Origin of the sequence: Desulfolutivibrio sp., from assembly GCF_036584575.1 — a bacterium.
Lineage (GTDB): Bacteria > Desulfobacterota > Desulfovibrionia > Desulfovibrionales > Desulfovibrionaceae > Desulfolutivibrio.
The window spans coordinates 17,960-33,164 of sequence record NZ_JAZHDB010000016.1; the positions used below are offsets into that span (position 1 = coordinate 17,960).

The following is a 15,205-nucleotide window of genomic DNA, read 5'->3' on the forward strand; positions in this document are numbered from 1 at the left end:
AATATGTCAAATAACCGTCTAGAGATTTGGAGCGGATTCTGCTACTGTCGCGACCGCAGCTTCGGGCCATCCAAGGCAGTCTGCGGCCAAGAAAAAAGGGACTGAACTCAGGCGGCCATGCTCCGACCTGGCGACACATTCCGCGTCCTTTTGGCATGCGGCGCCACATCCCCGGGTCTGTCACGTTGCAGCCGTTGCGGTCCCCCAGGATATCCTCGCCCCGCCGCAAAGGAGTCGTCCCGCATGAGCAGGTCCACAGCGCCAGCCTCCCGGCGTCTCAGCCGACAGATCCTCATGAAAGTCCTTTTCCTGGGAACGATCATCGTGGGCAGCGCCACCATCATCTGCTATTTTCTCGTCTACAACATGAGCAGTGAGAAGACCTTCTCCTATCTGCGGCAGTATATGCTCGAGAGAAGACAGCAGGAGAATCGGACGTTTCTTGACGCCTATGCCCATCTGGAATTTTTTCGCGACGAATTCCTGAAGCTTTACCTGTCCGACATCGAATTTTCCGATGACGAGTTCTGGAATATGTACGAGGTGGACAAGGACGGCGCGACGCGCATGAAAAAGGAATTCTTCGATGTCGGGTTTGATCCGCGCCTGGGCCGGACATGGGGCGTCACCAGCTTCATCGGCAACAACCAATCCGTGGCGTCGCGGGAATTCAAACGAAGGCTGCTGCTCTCCTACATCCTGGTCAATCGCTACGGACCGGCCTGGCTCCCCACCGGCATCCTGCATGTCACCTACCCGGAAAACGCCCTGGTGATTTTTTCGCCCGACGACCCCTGGGGCCTGCGGGCCAGGCCTGACCTGCCCATGAACGAGCTGGGGACCATCAAGGCCACCCTGCAATCCGAAAACCCGGATCGCAAACCCGTCTGGACCGGGCTGTACTTCGACGAGACCGTCGGCAAATGGACCATCACCTTCGAGATGCCCGTGGATTACCAGGAACGCCATCTGATCAATCCCAGTCTCGACGTCAGCCTGGAATCGATCATGAACCGCCTCGACTCCGGCCATCCCGAGGGCGCCTACAACCTCATCCTCAGCAAAAACGGCTACCTGATCGCGCATCCGGGGGATTTGCGCAACGAACTCAAGCTCAAGGGACAACTCTCGCTGGAAAAGATCGGCGATCCCGGCCTCACCCGCATGCATCAGGAAATCACGGCCCACGCCGAGTTATCCACCCAGGATGTCGCCATCATCGAGGACGCCGGGGGCGGCAACTATCTCTTCGTCGCGCCGCTGACCGGCCCGGAGTGGTGGTTCGTCATGGTGCTGCCCAAGGCGATCATCGCCCGGGAAGCCCACAAGACGTCGCAGATCGTGCTCTTTTTGGGTTTTTCGCTCTTTGTGCTCTATTATGTCGCCGTGCACCTCATCATTCGCGGGCAGGTCAAACTTCCCCTGCAACGGCTGCAAAACGCCGTTTCCCTGGTGGCCAGGGGAGACTACGGGAAGGTCATCGAGACCCCCCGGATGCTTCCCCTGGAGCAGAAAAACGAAATCGGACAACTGGCCGGGCTCTTCCTGGACATGTGCCGGGAGGTGAACGAGGTGCATGAGAACCTGCAGCATATCGTGGAAAGCCGGACCCGGGAGCTCGAAACCGCCAACGCCAAGCTGCGGGATTTAAGCCTGCTGGACGGACTGACCGGCATTCACAACCGGCGCTCCTTCGACAGGGATATTCCACGGGTGTTTGCCCAGGCCGCAAGCGGCCTGGCCTCTTTTTCCCTGATGCTGGCCGATATCGATTTTTTCAAGAGCTACAACGACAGGTATGGACACACGGCAGGAGACGAGGCCCTGCGCCGGATATCGGATGTCATCGCGGCCAACATCCGGGATTGCGACCGGGTTTACCGCTACGGCGGAGAAGAGATCGCCGTAATTTTCAACGACGCCGACGAAAAAACAGCCATACAGGTCGGCCAACGCCTCATCGCGGCGACCCAGGCCGCCGACCTGCCCCATGAGGGCAGCCAGCACGGCGCCGTCACCCTCAGCGCCGGGCTGGCGGCGTACAGCCCCCGCTTCGCCTCCGTCACGGACATGATCGACGCGGCGGACGCCAGCCTGTACGAGGCCAAAGCGTCCGGCCGCAACTGCCTGCGCGTCAGCGACGTCTCCTGATCGGCCGCGCCCGGGCCGCTTGCGCCACGGCGCGTCCCAAGGCTTTGAGATGGAGGGTGGTCCGCCGCTGGAGCGTGCCGCGCGGGATGCGTCCTATCCGCCCAGGTAGGCCTTTCTGATCTCGGGGTTGGCGCGAAGGGACGACGCCTCGTCTTCCATGACCACCCGGCCCGTCTCCAGGACGTAGCCCCGGTCGGCCAGGGACAAGGCGATGTTGGCGTTTTGTTCGACCAAAAGGATGGTCGTGCCCTGCTGCTCGTTGATGTCTTTGATGATCTTGAAGATATGCTGGGAGAAAAGCGGCGACAGGCCAAGCGACGGCTCGTCCAAAAGCAGCATCTTGGGACGGCTCATGAGCGCCCGGGCGATGGCCAGCATCTGCTGCTCGCCGCCGGACAGGGTGCCGCCCTTCTGGGTGCGGCGTTCGTAGAGCACCGGGAAAAGCCGGAAGGCCAGATTCATATCCTGTTTGACGCCCCCGGCGTCGCGCCGGAAAAAGGCCCCCATCTCCAGGTTTTCGGACACGGACAGGCGGGGGAAGATGCGCCGCCCCTCGGGTACCTGGCACAGGCCCATGCCCGGCAGCCGGTCGGAAGCCACGTCGCGGATGGACGCCCCCTGGTACAGGATGTCGCCTTCCGTGGCCCTGACGATGCCGCATATGGTCATCAGCGTGGTGGACTTGCCCGCGCCGTTGGCCCCGATGATGCTGACGATCTCGCCTTCGTCCACGCGCAGGCTGACCTGGCGCAGGGACTGGATGCGGCCGTAATGGGCGGATACCCCCCGAAGTTCCAAAATCGTCGCGCCCACGGCCTTACCCCTCGTCGTCGGATCGTTTGCCCATGCGGGCCGCAGGCCACAACCCCTCGGGGCGCACCAGCATCATGACCGCCATCACCCCGCCGAAGACCAGCATGCGGTACAGTTCGAACTGCCGGAAGACCTCGGGCAGGGCCACCAGGGCCAAAGCCCCCAGGATCACCCCGGGAATGGACCCCAGTCCCCCCAGGACCACCATGGCCAGGACCATGGCCGACTCGATGAAGGTGAAGCTCTCGGGGCTGACGAAGCGCATCCGGGCCGCGAAAAAGGCCCCGGCCAGCCCGCCGAACACCGCGCCCATGGCGTAGGCCAAAAGCTTGAAGCGGAAGGTGTTCACGCCCATGAGCTCGGCCGCCGTCTCGTCCTCCCGGATGGCCTCCCAGGCCCGGCCGATGCGCGAAAAGTTGAGCCGCCGCACAGCCACCACCGTGAAGACCGCCAAAGCCAGGATGACGTAATACAGGTACGAAAGCTGGCGCATGACCACGGTCTCCAGGACCAGCCCGCCGTCGCTGATGACCGGCACCATGAGGCTCGGCGGGGGGATGCCCAGGATGCCGTTGGGGCCGTTGGTCAGCGTCATCCAGTTGTTGATGACGATGCGCACGATCTCCCCGAAGCCCAGGGTGACGATGGCCAGATAGTCCCCGCGCATGCGCAGGGTCGGGTAGCCGATGAGGCACCCGGCCACGGCCGCAAAGGCGGCGCAGATGGGCAGGCACAACCAAAACGACAACCCGTAGTGCAGGGAGAGCAGGGCGTAGGTGTAGGCCCCCACCCCGTAAAAGGCGATGTAGCCCAGATCCAGCAGGCCGCACAGGCCCACCACCACGTTAAGCCCCAGGCCCAGACAGATGTAGACCAGCACGTTGACGGCCACGTCCTGGGCATAGCGGTCGGTGAAAAAGGGGTAGGTCAGGGCGAAGGCCAAAAGGGGAACCAGGAACATCCACTTGGGCGAGGCGGAATACACCCGACCCACCCCCCGGGTCAGCCGGGCCAGGGGCTTGGTCACGGCGTCGAAGACCCCGAGCCGGGACAGACGGTACGCCCCGAAACCGAACAGGGCCGCCAGGGCGATCTTCCACCACACGGAAAAGGCCTCGGCAAAGGTCAGGGAGCCGTCGGGATGGATCCCCAGAAGCGGCCATAAAAGGAGAAACAGCCAACCCATGGCCAGGGCGAACAGCATCCAGACCCTAGACCCGCGTGTCATCGACGTTCTCCCCCATGATGCCCGTGGGCATGAAATACAAGACCGCGATCAGGATGACGAAGGCGAAGACGTCCTTGTACTGGCCGCCCATGGGCAGATAGGCGGCGGCCATGATCTCCACCATGCCGATGATCAGGCCTCCGACCATGGCCCCGGTGATGTTGCCGATGCCCCCCAACACAGCGGCGGCGAAGGCCTTGATGCCCGGCACGAAGCCCATGTCGTAGCGCACCGAGCCGTAGTACAGGCCGACCATGATCCCGGCCGCGGCGGCCAGGCAGGCCCCGATGGCGAAGGTGAGGCTGATGACCCTGTTTGCGCTTATGCCCACCAGGGCGCTCATGACCTTGTCCTGGGCCGTGGCCCGCATGGCCTTGCCCATGCGCGTCCGAAACACCAGGGCGTTTAAGGCCACGAGCAAAAGCGCGGTCACAGCCAGGATGCCGATTTGCATGTAGCTTACGCGGATGGCCCCGAAGTCGAAGCCGCCGTGGGTGAATTCCGTGGGATAGGCCTTGTCGTAGACGCCCTGGGTGAGCATCAGCCCGTTTTGCAGGAAAATCGACATGCCCAGGGCCGAAAGCAGCACCGACAGCCGCGAGGACTGGCGAAGCGGCTTGTAGGCCACCTTTTCCACGGCCATGGCCAGCATGGCGCAATAGCCCATGGACAGGAACAGGGACAGGCCGACGCCCAGGCCCGGATGGGACTCCATGAACCCGTTGGCCGTCAAAAAGCTTAAAAAGATGACGCCCATGTAGCCGCCTGCGGCGAAGATCTCGCCGTGGGCGAAGTTGATGAGCTGGATGATGCCGTAGACCATGGTGTAGCCCAGGGCCACCAGGGCGTACACCCCGCCCAGCGTCAGGCCGTTGATCATCTGCTGCAGAAAATAATCCATGCGTCCCGCCTTGTGGCCTTGAAACGAGCCCCTCGCCCTCGGCCATGTCCGTCCGCGTCCGCCGACGAGCATGGCCCAGGGCGGTCTGCCCTGGGAGTCCCGGAAGAGGCCTTCGGCCCCTCCCGGGATCATGTCGGCGCGAGCGCCGGTCTAGTACTTTTTGCCGGTCTGGGGATCCCAGTAGTTCTTGAACTGGCCGTCCTTGACGACACGGATGATGTAGTTGGAGCCGGAGTCGCCGTTTGGCGCGAACTTGATGTGCTTGGAGGCGCCGTCGGCGTCGATCTTCATGATTGCGGCCTTGATCTTGTCCGGGTCCGTGGAACCGGCGGCCTTGATGCCCGACAGCAGGGAATAGGCCGAATCATAGGCGTAGGCCGAATAGGCCCCGGGCTTGCCGTACTTCTCGTAGGCGGCCTGGAACTTCTTGTAGGCCGGGGTCTCTTCGTCGATGAAACCGAACGTCAGATACACGCCCTCGGCGGCGTCCTTGGCGATCTCCATGAGCTGCGGATGGTACACGGCGTCCTGGCCGATGATGGCCGCGTCGATGCCCATGCGCTTGGCCTGGATGAGCATGAGCGCGCCGGAGGAGGAGTTTTGCAGGCTCATGTAGAAGACGTCGGGCTTGGCGTCTTTGACCTTGGTCAAAACGGCGGAGAAGTCCTTGTCGCCCTGGTTCACGTGGTCATGCTCGATGACCTTGACGCCCTTTTCCTTGGCCAGCTTTTCCACGTTGTCGGCCAGGCCCTGGGAATAGGTGGTCTTGTCGTCCACGATGAACACGGTCTTGGCCTTGAGCTCGCCGGTTATGAACTTCATGGCCGCCACGGACTGGTCGTCGTCACGACCGCAGACGCGGAACATGTAGGGCAGGCCGCGCTCGGTGACCTTCTCGGAGGTGGAGGCCGGGGTGAGCATCAGGATCTTGCCTTCGTCCAGGACTTCCGAGGCCGGGATGGTGGAGCTGGAGCAGTAGGAGCCGACCACGCCCACGACCTTCTCGTTTAAGAGCTTGTTGGCGGCGGCCACGGCCTGACGCGGATCGCAGGCGTCGTCCTCGGCGAACAGCTCGATTTTCTCGAAGCCCGGGATGCCGCCTTCCTTCTGGATGGCGTCGATGGCCGCGCGGGTTCCGTTGGCGATGTCGTTGCCGTCGGCGGCGTAGGAGCCGGTCAGCGGGCTCTGGCTGCCGATTTTCAGCGTGGCCGCCTGGGCCGCCGCGCCCATGGCCAGGCACAGGGCCAGGGTCAACACGATGATGCGGGAAAATCCTTTCATGCCTGATCCTCCTTGGGAAAGATGGTTGCGCCGTGCCTCCCTGCGCGACACATGCCGCGAAGGGAATCCCTTTTGTGCAAACATGCCCCCGGCCACAGCAGGCCCGGCGGCCTCATTCCTTCAGACTGCGGCCTCCGCGCCCAGATAGGCCGTGATGACCGCCGGGTCGCGCCGGACCTCCTCGGGACGGCCCTGGCAGATGAGCACGCCGTGGTCTAGGACCACCACCCGGTCGCTCAGATTCATGACCACGCTCATGTCGTGCTCGACCAGAAGCACGTTTATCCCCGATTCGGCGATACGGCCAATGGTGTCCATGAGCTCCCGGCTTTCGGAGGGATTGAGGCCGGCGGCGGGCTCGTCGAGCAGGATGGTTTTCGGGTCCGACCCCAGCGCCCGGGCGATCTCCAGGCGGCGTTGCAGGCCGTAGGGCAGGTTCTTGGCGGCCACGTCGGCACAGGCCTCAAGCCCCGCGAACTGGAGGGCGGCCATGGCCCGTTCGCGCACCGCGCGCTCCTCGCGCCGCTGGGAGGGCAGCCGCAAAACCGCCCCCACCACCGTGCTTTTCGTACGACAGTGGCGGGCCACCATGACGTTCTCCAAGGCGGTCATGGCCGTAAACAGACGGATGTTCTGGAAGGTTCGGGCGATGCCCCGTTCGATGATGCGATGCGGGCGAAGCCCCGCCAGGGGGACGCCGTCGTACAGCACGGCCCCGCCGGAGAGACGGTAGACGCCGGTGATGGCGTTGAAAATAGTGGTCTTCCCGGCCCCGTTGGGTCCGATGAGGCTCAGGATCTCTCCCGGGGTAAGGTCGAAGCTGACTTCCGTCAGGGCCTGCAGGCCCCCGAAATGCACGCTTACGTCTTGCAGCGACAAATGTGCCATGGACACGGATAGGTATACGAAAACAGGCGAAAATCAAAGCGCTAATTTGCAACAGACGAATCGGAAATGCGAAAAATGTCGAAACGGTGGCGGGTTGGAGATGATATGGGGAGCGAAACCATGCCGGGGGCAAGACCCTTCCCCCTGCATTCAGACACGGGCCGGAGCCACGTGGACTATCCATGTGGCCCCGGCTCCTGAAACGGCTTTCGCCCTGCAAGCGTCGCAGGCGAAACATCCCGCCTCACCTCGCCGCGCGTGTCGCGCTAACCCGGGGCAGTCGCGTGCGGTTCGGCCAAAACGGGACAGAATCCTTACCGACTGTTCTGGCGGCTGGGCCCTCGGCCCGTCCTGGCGGCTACTTCGGCTGCTCGCCGGTCGCCGGGGTGGCCGGAGTCGCGGCGGCGCCCGGGGCAGCAGCCGGAGCCTTGGCCGGTTCGGCAGCCGGAGCCTTGGCCGGTTCGGCAGCCGGGGCCTTGGCTTCGGGCTGGGTGGTCGCGGCCGGAGCGGCAGCGGGTTTGGTGTCATCGTTTGAGCAGGATACGGCCGCAAGGCTCAGACAAAGAGCCAAAGCGAGAACTAATGTTTTCATGTCTCTCTCCTTTGTTCATCCCCGGGATGAGGTCAGGTCTTATCCTTTTCAAAATAACCCTGGTTGTCAAGCCCAGCCCTTCCAGACCACACTGAATCGGTCCTTCCTCCATAAAGAGTCAGATGAACGGATAGTACAAATAACATACTCGGCAATACAGGGACTGCACCTAGGCGGTTCGCCAAACTCAAGAGCGCCGAAAAGAGGGTCGGAACGTTCCCAGCCGCGAGGAGAAGCCGCTATCAATCAATGGCCGTGATCCGCTCCGGGGGCAGCCCGGACAACAGGATGGGCGCCCGGGCAAAGGAGCTCGGGGCGTAATGCACGATGTGCCGACAGCGCCCCAAAAGATACATGTCCACCAGGGCCTCGAAGCCCTTTCGGGCGTTGTCCTGGCCTGGGTAGTAGGCATGCAGGGGCTCGCCCGGTTCGGGAAAAAACTTCTCGGTATGCACGGTTCCCGGGAACAGGCGGCAAAACGTGGTCTGCACCTGGCGGTTGTCCGTGGTCAGAAACAGCCCGTGCCCGGTCCTGTCCATGGCCTCCCGGATGACCCGGACAAAGGCGTCCAGGGGGGCCTTCAGGTCCGTGTGCCGGATGTGCGCCCCGATCATCCCCGAGGGCGAAAACCGGGCCGCTGCGAAATCCTCCACGGCCCGGGCCAGTTCCGGCACGGGGCGCAGGTAGCCGCGCAGGAGGTCACGGCAGGCCTGCATGGGCTTCCGGCCCGAAAACCCCGGCACGTCCCTGGCCAGGAGCGGGGCCAGGGCCAGGGCTGGAGCAAGGTCCACGCCCCAGCCCACCAGCACGTCCTGGCCGTAGTCCGTCCTGGTGAAGTCGATGCAGGTCTTTTCCCGCACCGCGCGGCTCAAATGGTCGTTGTCAAAGAGATATTCCACGGCCACGGGATCGGCCAGCCGGTCGCGCCAGAATTCCGGAAAGATGGCGGTCTGCGGCGAAACCGGCGGCGGGACGTCCACGGTGCGCAGACCCGGGATCGCGAAATACAGGGGAAAGACGTTCTCGAAGGCGTTGGAATACAGTCCGTCGCGCCAGTCCACGCACAGGGTGCGGCCCGTGAGCAGGCAATAGCCGATCCCGGCCAGCGCAGCCTGGATGCGGTTGCTAAGCCCCCCCGAGCCCTTGACGATCAGGTATTTTTCCACGCCCCCCCCCGGCGGCGGGCCATCCGCCCCGCCCTGAGCATATGCCGAAACAACCTAGCCCTGGGGGAAAACCCTGTCAAAACGTGGCGAAACGTGGTGGAATGGCCGCCATCCGGCCGACGTGTTGACTTCCCCGTTTCCGAGGTATAGGCAGACCCTTTTTTGATTGACGGACATGGAGCGGTTTGCCCATGCGAAAAACGCACATCCGTTGCCGACGCCACGCCCTCCCGGACGTCCCGCCGGTCCACGCGCACAAAAAAGCCCGACGGACCCGCCCATGACCCTGTATCTGGCTGCCCTTTTTCTCCTTTTGGCCTCGGCCCTGGCCGCGCTTGGCAGCGGTCGCCGCCGGGCCGCCAATCTCCTGGGGCCGCTGGGCTGCTTCCTGGGCTGTCTTCTGGGGCTTTGGGCCGCCGCCGCCGCCCTTTTTTCCCCCGCGCCCCCGGCCCTGCGCCTGCCCTGGAGCGTGCCCTACGGGGCCGTCTCCCTGACCATCGACCCCCTCTCCGCCCTGTTTTTGCTCCCGGTGTTCCTCCTGGGCGCGGCCGCCGCCCTCTACGGCCGGGGCTACCTGTCCGGGCTGGCCGGGAAACGCAATCTTGGGGCGCACTGGTTTTTTTTCTGCCTCATGGTCCTGGGCATGGCGCTGACCGTGTGCGCCACCAATGCCGTCTTTTTCCTGGTGTCCTGGGAGATCATGTCCCTGGCCCCGTTTTTCCTCATCTGCCTGCACCATGAGGAGGACCGGGTACGGGCTGCGGCGCGCACCTACCTTTTCGCCGCCCACCTGGGCACGGCCTTTCTCATGGCCTTTTTCCTGATCCTGGGGCATCTGGCCGGGTCCATGGAGTTTTCGGCCATGGCCAGGGTCGCCCCGGACGTGCTTCGTCCCTTCGCCCCGGCCCTTTTCTTCCTGGCCCTGGCCGGGTTCGGGGTCAAGGCGGGCATCGTCCCCCTGCACGTCTGGCTGCCCGAGGCCCATCCCGCCGCGCCAAGCCACGTCTCGGCGTTCATGTCCGGGGCGCTGATCAAGGCCGGGGTCTATGGCGTGCTGCGCGCCCTGACCTTTCTTGGCCAGCTGGCCCCCTGGATGGGCCAGACCCTTTTGGCCATCGGCATCCTGACCGGCGTTCTGGGACTCTTGGCCGGGCTTGGCCAGGGAGAGCTCAAACGCTTTCTGGCCTTCTCCAGCATCGAAAACATGGGCATCGTCTTTCTGGGCCTGGGACTCGGGGTGCTGGCTGCGGCCACGGGCCATCCCGGCCCGGCCCTTTTCGCCTTCGCCGGACTGCTTTTTCACGTCATCAACCACGCCCTGCTCAAGGGGCTGCTCTTTTTCGGGGCCGGAAGCGTGCTGCACGCCGTGGGCCACGGCTTCATGGAGAGGCTGGGCGGCCTGTCCAAGCGCATGCCGTTTACGGCGGCGGTCTGCGTCCTGGCCGGGGCGGCCATCTCCGGACTGCCGCCGGGCAACGCCTTTTTCGGGGAGCTTCTCATCTACGTGGGCGGCGGGATGGCGGCCATGGACATGCCCCTGACCGATGCGGTCTGGGCCTGGACCGGGGTGGCGGGGCTGGCCTTTATCGGCGGCCTGTCGGTCATCGGATTCACCCGGGCCATGGGCGTCATTTTTTCCGGCGAACCCCGCACCGACGACGCCGCCGACGCCCAGGCCCACGATCCAGGCCCGCTCATGCGCGCCGCCATGTGGTCGTTGGGGCTTTTGGCCCTTTCTGCGGCCCTGGCCGCCCCGTTCCTGTTTACGGCCATGCTTCCGGCCGCGCGGCTGCTCCTGGCCGGGCAATCCACGGCCCTGCCGGTCCTGCCCTCGGCGACGATCCATCCTGAGACGCTTCTCACCTCCGCCGCGATCATCGCCTTCGGGGCCGCCGCCCTGGCCCTGGTCCTGGCCTTCGCCCGCGCCAGGCTTTTGGCCGGGCGCAGCGTGCGGTCCCACGGCACCTGGGACTGCGGCTATATCAAGCCCGCGCCGCGCATGCAGTACACGGCCTCCTCCTATGCCGAGCCCATGACCGTGCTGTTTCGCCGCCTGCTCGGTGAAAAACGCCGGTTCACACCGCCCGAGGGCCTTTTCCCGGCCACCGGCGGCGCCCGCTTCGCCTCGGAAACGCCTGACCGGGTCAAGGACGGCTTTTTCATGCCCCTGTTTTCCGCCGTGCTCACAGCCTGCGACGCGCTCAAGCGTTTCCAGCAAGGCAACCTGAACCTGTACATCCTCTACCTGTTGGCCACCCTGGTCATCCTCCTGGCCATCGCCCTGGGGTTCGCCTCATGACCGCCCGCGTCCTGGCCGTCCTTTTGCCGCTTCTTTTGGCCCCCCTGGCCTTCGGGGTCATCCACCGGGTCAAGGCCCGCTTCGCCGGGCGGCAGGGCAAGCCCCTGACGCAGATCTACCGCGACATCCGCAAGTGTCTGGGCAAGGGCGCGACCATAAGCCGCACCACCACCTGGCTGTTTAGGACCGGGCCCACGATCAACCTGGCGGCCACGCTTACGGCCCTTTTGTTCGTTCCCCTGGGCGGGCTTCCGGCCGCCGTGTCCTTCCCCGGCGACATCTTCGTTTTCGCCTATCTCCTGGCCATGGGCCGCTTTTTCACGATCATGGCCGCCCTGGACACCGGTTCGAGCTTCGAGGGCATGGGGGCCTCCCGGGAGGCGGTCTATTCCTGCCTGGCCGAACCCATGCTGTTCCTCGGGCTTTTGGCCCTGGCCCGGCACTCCGGCGACCTGTCGCTGACGGGCATGCTCTCGGCCGTGTCGGCGGGCTCCTGGCTCACGGGCGCGCCGGTCTTGGCCCTGGTCACCGTGGCCCTGTTCCTGATCCTTTTGGCCGAAAACTGCCGGGTTCCCTTCGACGATCCCACTACCCACCTGGAGCTGACCATGATCCACGAGGTCATGGCCCTGGACCACGGCGGCCCGGACTTGGCCATCATCGAATACGCCCAGACGCTCAAGCTGTGGATCTTCGCGGCCGTCACCACCAGCCTGCTTCTGCCCGCCGCCTCGGGCGCCCTGGCCTGGGACGCCCTGTGGGGCCTGGCCGGGGTCTTCGCCGCCGCCGTGGCCGTGGGCGTCACGGAATCGGTCATGGCCCGGCTGCGCCTGACCCGGGTGCCGCCGCTTCTGGCCGCCGCCGGGGCCTTCGCCGCCCTGGCGCTCATCTTGGTGGGGGGCTGACGGGCATGGGCGCGGGGCGTGGGATGTGGAGATGCCTCCGGCGGCCAAAGGGCGGAGCCCTTGGCAATCCCGTAACGGGGGGGACGGAAGGCCGGTTCATGGACGACGATTCGATGGTCGCGGACGGGAGGGCGGAAAAGACATGGACATGATTTCCCTGGCCCACGCGGCGGTGGTGCCGGTCATCCTGGCCAACCTGGCCCTTCTGGCCTCGAGCCGGCTGGTGACCTGCATCCGGCTGGTGGCCCTGCAGGGCGCGGTCATCAGCGTCACGCCCCTTATCTTCGAGTCCGGGCCGCTGACCGTCCACACCGCCGTCTTGTGCGCCGTGGCCCTGGGGCTCAAAGGCGTGGTCTTTCCCCTGCTTTTGCACCGCACCCTGCGCCGGGTGGTCGTGCGCCATGAGATCGAGCCCTACCTGGGCTATCCCCTGTCCATTCTGCTTGGCATCCTGGGGCTTCTGGCCTCCCTGTGGCTGGCCGGACGCCTGGGGGTGCCCGCCGAGTCCTACCGGTCCTTTGCGGCGGCCTTCGCCGCCATCCTTACGGGCCTTTTGCTCATCGTCACCCGCAAAAAGGCCTTCACCCAGGTCATGGGCTATCTCACGGCGGAAAACGGCATCTTCCTTTTGACCGCCGTCCTGGCCCCGGGCGGGCCGCTTTTCATCGAACTGGCCATCCTTCTCGACGTGTTCGTGGCCGTCTTCGTCATGGGCATCGCCATCCACCACATCAACCGGCAATTCGACTGCATCGACACCGACCGGTTCTGTTCGCTCAAGGACTAGCCATGCTGCTCGCCATCCTGGTCATCCTCCCCTTCGTGCTCGGCGGCACGGCCTTTTTGTGCCGAACCGGCCCGGCCGGGCGGGGCCTGCTCGTGGCCGGGGCCGGGGCGCACCTGATCCTGTCCGTGGCCGCCGTGTTCGGCCGCGCCGAGGCCCTTTTCGGCGGCATCCTGTTGCTCGACGCCCTGGGGGGGCTGTTTCTGCTTCTGACCAGCATCCTGTTCGCGGCCGCCGCCGTCTACGCCGTGGGCTATCTGGCCCATGAGCACGCCGACGAACGGCGCGACTTCCAGGAAGGGGCCTTTTTCTCCAACGCCCCCCAGGCCGTGTTCATCGCCTGCCTGTTTTTTTTCCTGGGCTCCATGACCCTGGTCACCGCCACCCACCACCTGGGGCTTTTGTGGGCGGCCATCGAGGCCACCACCCTGGCCTCGGCCCCGCTGATCTACTTCCACCGCCACCACCGCTCCCTGGAGGCGGCCTGGAAATACCTGGTCATCTGCTCCGTGGGCATCGCCCTGGCCCTGGTGGGCAACATCCTTTTGGCCGCCGCAGGCGGCTCCGGCGCGCCGGATACCGAATCCTCCCTGTACCTGGGCGATCTGCTGGCCCGGGCCAAGACCATGAATCCCATGTGGTTCAAGGCCGGTTTCGTGTTTCTCATGGTCGGCTACGGCGCCAAGATGGGCCTGGCCCCCATGCACACCTGGCTGCCCGACGCCCACAGCGAATCGCCCTCCCTGGTCTCGGCCCTGCTCTCGGGGGCGCTGCTCAACTGCGCCTTCCTGGGGATACTTCGGGCGCATCAGATCGGCGTGGCCGCCGGGCTGGCCGACTTCTGCTCCCCGATCTTCATCGGCCTTGGGCTTTTCTCCATGGTCACGGCCGCCGTCTTCATCATCGGGCAGGGGGATTTCAAGCGCATCCTGGCCTATTCCAGCGTGGAGCACATGGGCATTCTGTCCCTGGCCATGGGTCTGGGCGGCGCGGCGGCCTTCGGCGGCATGCTGCACGCGGCGGCCCACTCCGTGACCAAGGCCATGCTGTTTTTATTGGCGGGCAACATCCTTGCCGCCTTCCACACCAAGTCCTCCCACGACGCCCGGGGGGTCATCCGCGCCCTGCCGGTCACCGGGGTCTTGTGGGTGGCGGGTTTTCTGGCCATCACCGGGTCGCCGCCCTTCGGCATCTTTTTAAGCGAACTGACCATCTTGAAGGCCGCCCTGGACGCCGGACGCTTCGTGCTGGCCGCCGCCTACCTGGGACTTTTGGGGCTGATCTTTTGCGGCATGGCCGTGCCGGTGTTGCGCATGGCCCAGGGGCCGCCCACCCCGCATATCGCCCCGGGGCCGCGCGGCGAGGACGCCCTGTCCGTGGGGCCGCCCCTGGTCCTTGGCGGGCTGACGCTTCTTCTGGGGCTGTATGCGCCGTCCTTTTTCAGCGACCTGCTGACCCGGGCCGCCGCCCTGGCCGCAGGGATGTAGGGGGAACGCCATGCAGCCCGATCTGACCATGCGCAACGGGGAATCTGTCCCGAAACATCTGATCCCGGTCCTGGATTTCGAGTCCCTGCGAACCTTCCTGGTGGGCGAGGTGCGCGGCGGCGGACGCCTGTCGGCCCTTTTCGGACTGCCCGGGGCTGGCGGCGCGGTGCGCGTTCTGGCCGTGGTGGCCCGGGACGGCGCAGGCATCCTGCGCCCGGTCCTGTCCGAGGTCGGCGACCGCTATCCGGCGCTCACCCCGGACATCCCCCAGGCGCACCTCTTCGAGCGGGAGCTTTACGAGCAGTTCGGGGTCATCCCCGTGGGGCACCCGCGCCTGAAGCCCGTGCGCTACCACACCCCGGGGACGTTCAACCCGGTCGCCCCGGACGCCCCCCGGCCCCTGCCCGCCGACACGGATTTTTTCCGGGTCGAGGGAGACGAGGTCCACGAGGTGGCCGTGGGGCCCATCCACGCCGGGGTCATCGAGCCCGGGCACTTCCGGTTCCAGTGCCACGGGGAGACGGTCTTTCACCTGGAGATCGCCTTGGGCTTCCAGCACCGGGGCATCGAGGCCGCCCTGGAGGGCGGGCTTGTCGGCCCGCTGGCCGCAGGCGGCCAGGGCTTCGGCCGCATCCCCCATTTCATGGCCACGGCCGCCGGGGACACCACCATCGGCCACACCCTGGCCTGGTGCCGGATCGTGGAGTCCC

13 protein-coding genes are annotated in these 15,205 nt (G+C 65.3%); 6 read left to right on the plus strand and 7 right to left on the minus strand.

What is annotated here, in order from left to right; translation table 11 throughout:
• The first annotated feature begins 243 nt into the window (after nucleotides 1-243).
• Entirely contained in the window at nucleotides 244-2,151 is a 1,908-nt protein-coding gene (locus V3572_RS01315) for a GGDEF domain-containing protein (RefSeq protein ID WP_332109166.1), read from the plus strand.
• A 93-nt stretch (nucleotides 2,152-2,244) separates the two neighbouring features.
• Here V3572_RS01315 and V3572_RS01320 read toward each other — a convergent pair whose 3' ends face one another.
• The 7 genes from V3572_RS01320 to V3572_RS01350 form a co-directional block, all read right to left on the minus strand.
• Nucleotides 2,245-2,964 carry an ABC transporter ATP-binding protein gene (locus V3572_RS01320; RefSeq protein ID WP_332109167.1) on the minus strand — a complete coding sequence of 240 codons (720 nt, stop codon included), beginning with the start codon at nucleotides 2,962-2,964 and terminating at the stop codon, nucleotides 2,245-2,247.
• A 4-nt stretch (nucleotides 2,965-2,968) separates the two neighbouring features.
• Nucleotides 2,969-4,192, minus strand: coding sequence for a high-affinity branched-chain amino acid ABC transporter permease LivM (gene livM, locus V3572_RS01325; protein WP_332109168.1), 1,224 nt, complete (start codon nucleotides 4,190-4,192; stop codon nucleotides 2,969-2,971).
• Nucleotides 4,176-5,093, minus strand: a complete 918-nt coding sequence (locus V3572_RS01330) for a branched-chain amino acid ABC transporter permease (RefSeq protein ID WP_332109169.1) — start codon at nucleotides 5,091-5,093, stop codon at nucleotides 4,176-4,178. Before V3572_RS01330 ends, livM begins: the two co-directional genes overlap by 17 nt.
• A 150-nt stretch (nucleotides 5,094-5,243) precedes the next feature.
• Entirely contained in the window at nucleotides 5,244-6,374 is a 1,131-nt protein-coding gene (locus tag V3572_RS01335; protein WP_332109170.1) for a branched-chain amino acid ABC transporter substrate-binding protein, read from the minus strand.
• Nucleotides 6,375-6,494: 120 nt separating this feature from the next.
• On the minus strand, nucleotides 6,495-7,262 hold the full coding sequence (locus tag V3572_RS01340) for an ABC transporter ATP-binding protein (protein ID WP_332109171.1): 768 nt from the start codon (nucleotides 7,260-7,262) through the stop codon (nucleotides 6,495-6,497).
• Between the two features lie 358 nt (nucleotides 7,263-7,620).
• The gene (locus V3572_RS01345; protein WP_332109172.1) at nucleotides 7,621-7,854 is read right to left on the minus strand and encodes a hypothetical protein; all 234 of its coding nucleotides are present in this window, start codon (nucleotides 7,852-7,854) and stop codon (nucleotides 7,621-7,623) included.
• Between the two features lie 242 nt (nucleotides 7,855-8,096).
• Nucleotides 8,097-9,020, minus strand: coding sequence for a nodulation protein NodZ (locus V3572_RS01350; RefSeq protein ID WP_332109173.1), 924 nt, complete (start codon nucleotides 9,018-9,020; stop codon nucleotides 8,097-8,099).
• Between the two features lie 280 nt (nucleotides 9,021-9,300).
• Here V3572_RS01350 and V3572_RS01355 point away from each other — a divergent pair, with 280 nt between their 5' ends.
• From V3572_RS01355 to V3572_RS01375, 5 genes are all read left to right on the plus strand, one after another.
• A complete protein-coding gene (locus V3572_RS01355; RefSeq protein ID WP_332109174.1) occupies nucleotides 9,301-11,319 on the plus strand; it encodes a proton-conducting transporter transmembrane domain-containing protein in 2,019 nt (672 codons plus the stop codon).
• The gene (locus V3572_RS01360; RefSeq protein WP_332109175.1) at nucleotides 11,316-12,224 is read left to right on the plus strand and encodes a respiratory chain complex I subunit 1 family protein; all 909 of its coding nucleotides are present in this window, start codon (nucleotides 11,316-11,318) and stop codon (nucleotides 12,222-12,224) included. The genes V3572_RS01355 and V3572_RS01360 overlap by 4 nt, the downstream gene beginning before the upstream one ends.
• Nucleotides 12,225-12,366: 142 nt before the next feature.
• Nucleotides 12,367-13,011 (plus strand): hydrogenase-4 component E, encoded by a 645-nt coding sequence (locus V3572_RS01365; RefSeq protein ID WP_332109176.1) that lies wholly within the window; start codon nucleotides 12,367-12,369, stop codon nucleotides 13,009-13,011.
• A 2-nt stretch (nucleotides 13,012-13,013) separates the two neighbouring features.
• Nucleotides 13,014-14,495 carry a proton-conducting transporter transmembrane domain-containing protein gene (locus V3572_RS01370; RefSeq protein WP_332109177.1) on the plus strand — a complete coding sequence of 494 codons (1,482 nt, stop codon included), beginning with the start codon at nucleotides 13,014-13,016 and terminating at the stop codon, nucleotides 14,493-14,495.
• Nucleotides 14,496-14,505: 10 nt separating this feature from the next.
• On the plus strand, nucleotides 14,506-15,205 hold a 700-nt coding region (locus tag V3572_RS01375; protein ID WP_332109178.1), incomplete at its 3' end, for an NADH-quinone oxidoreductase subunit C.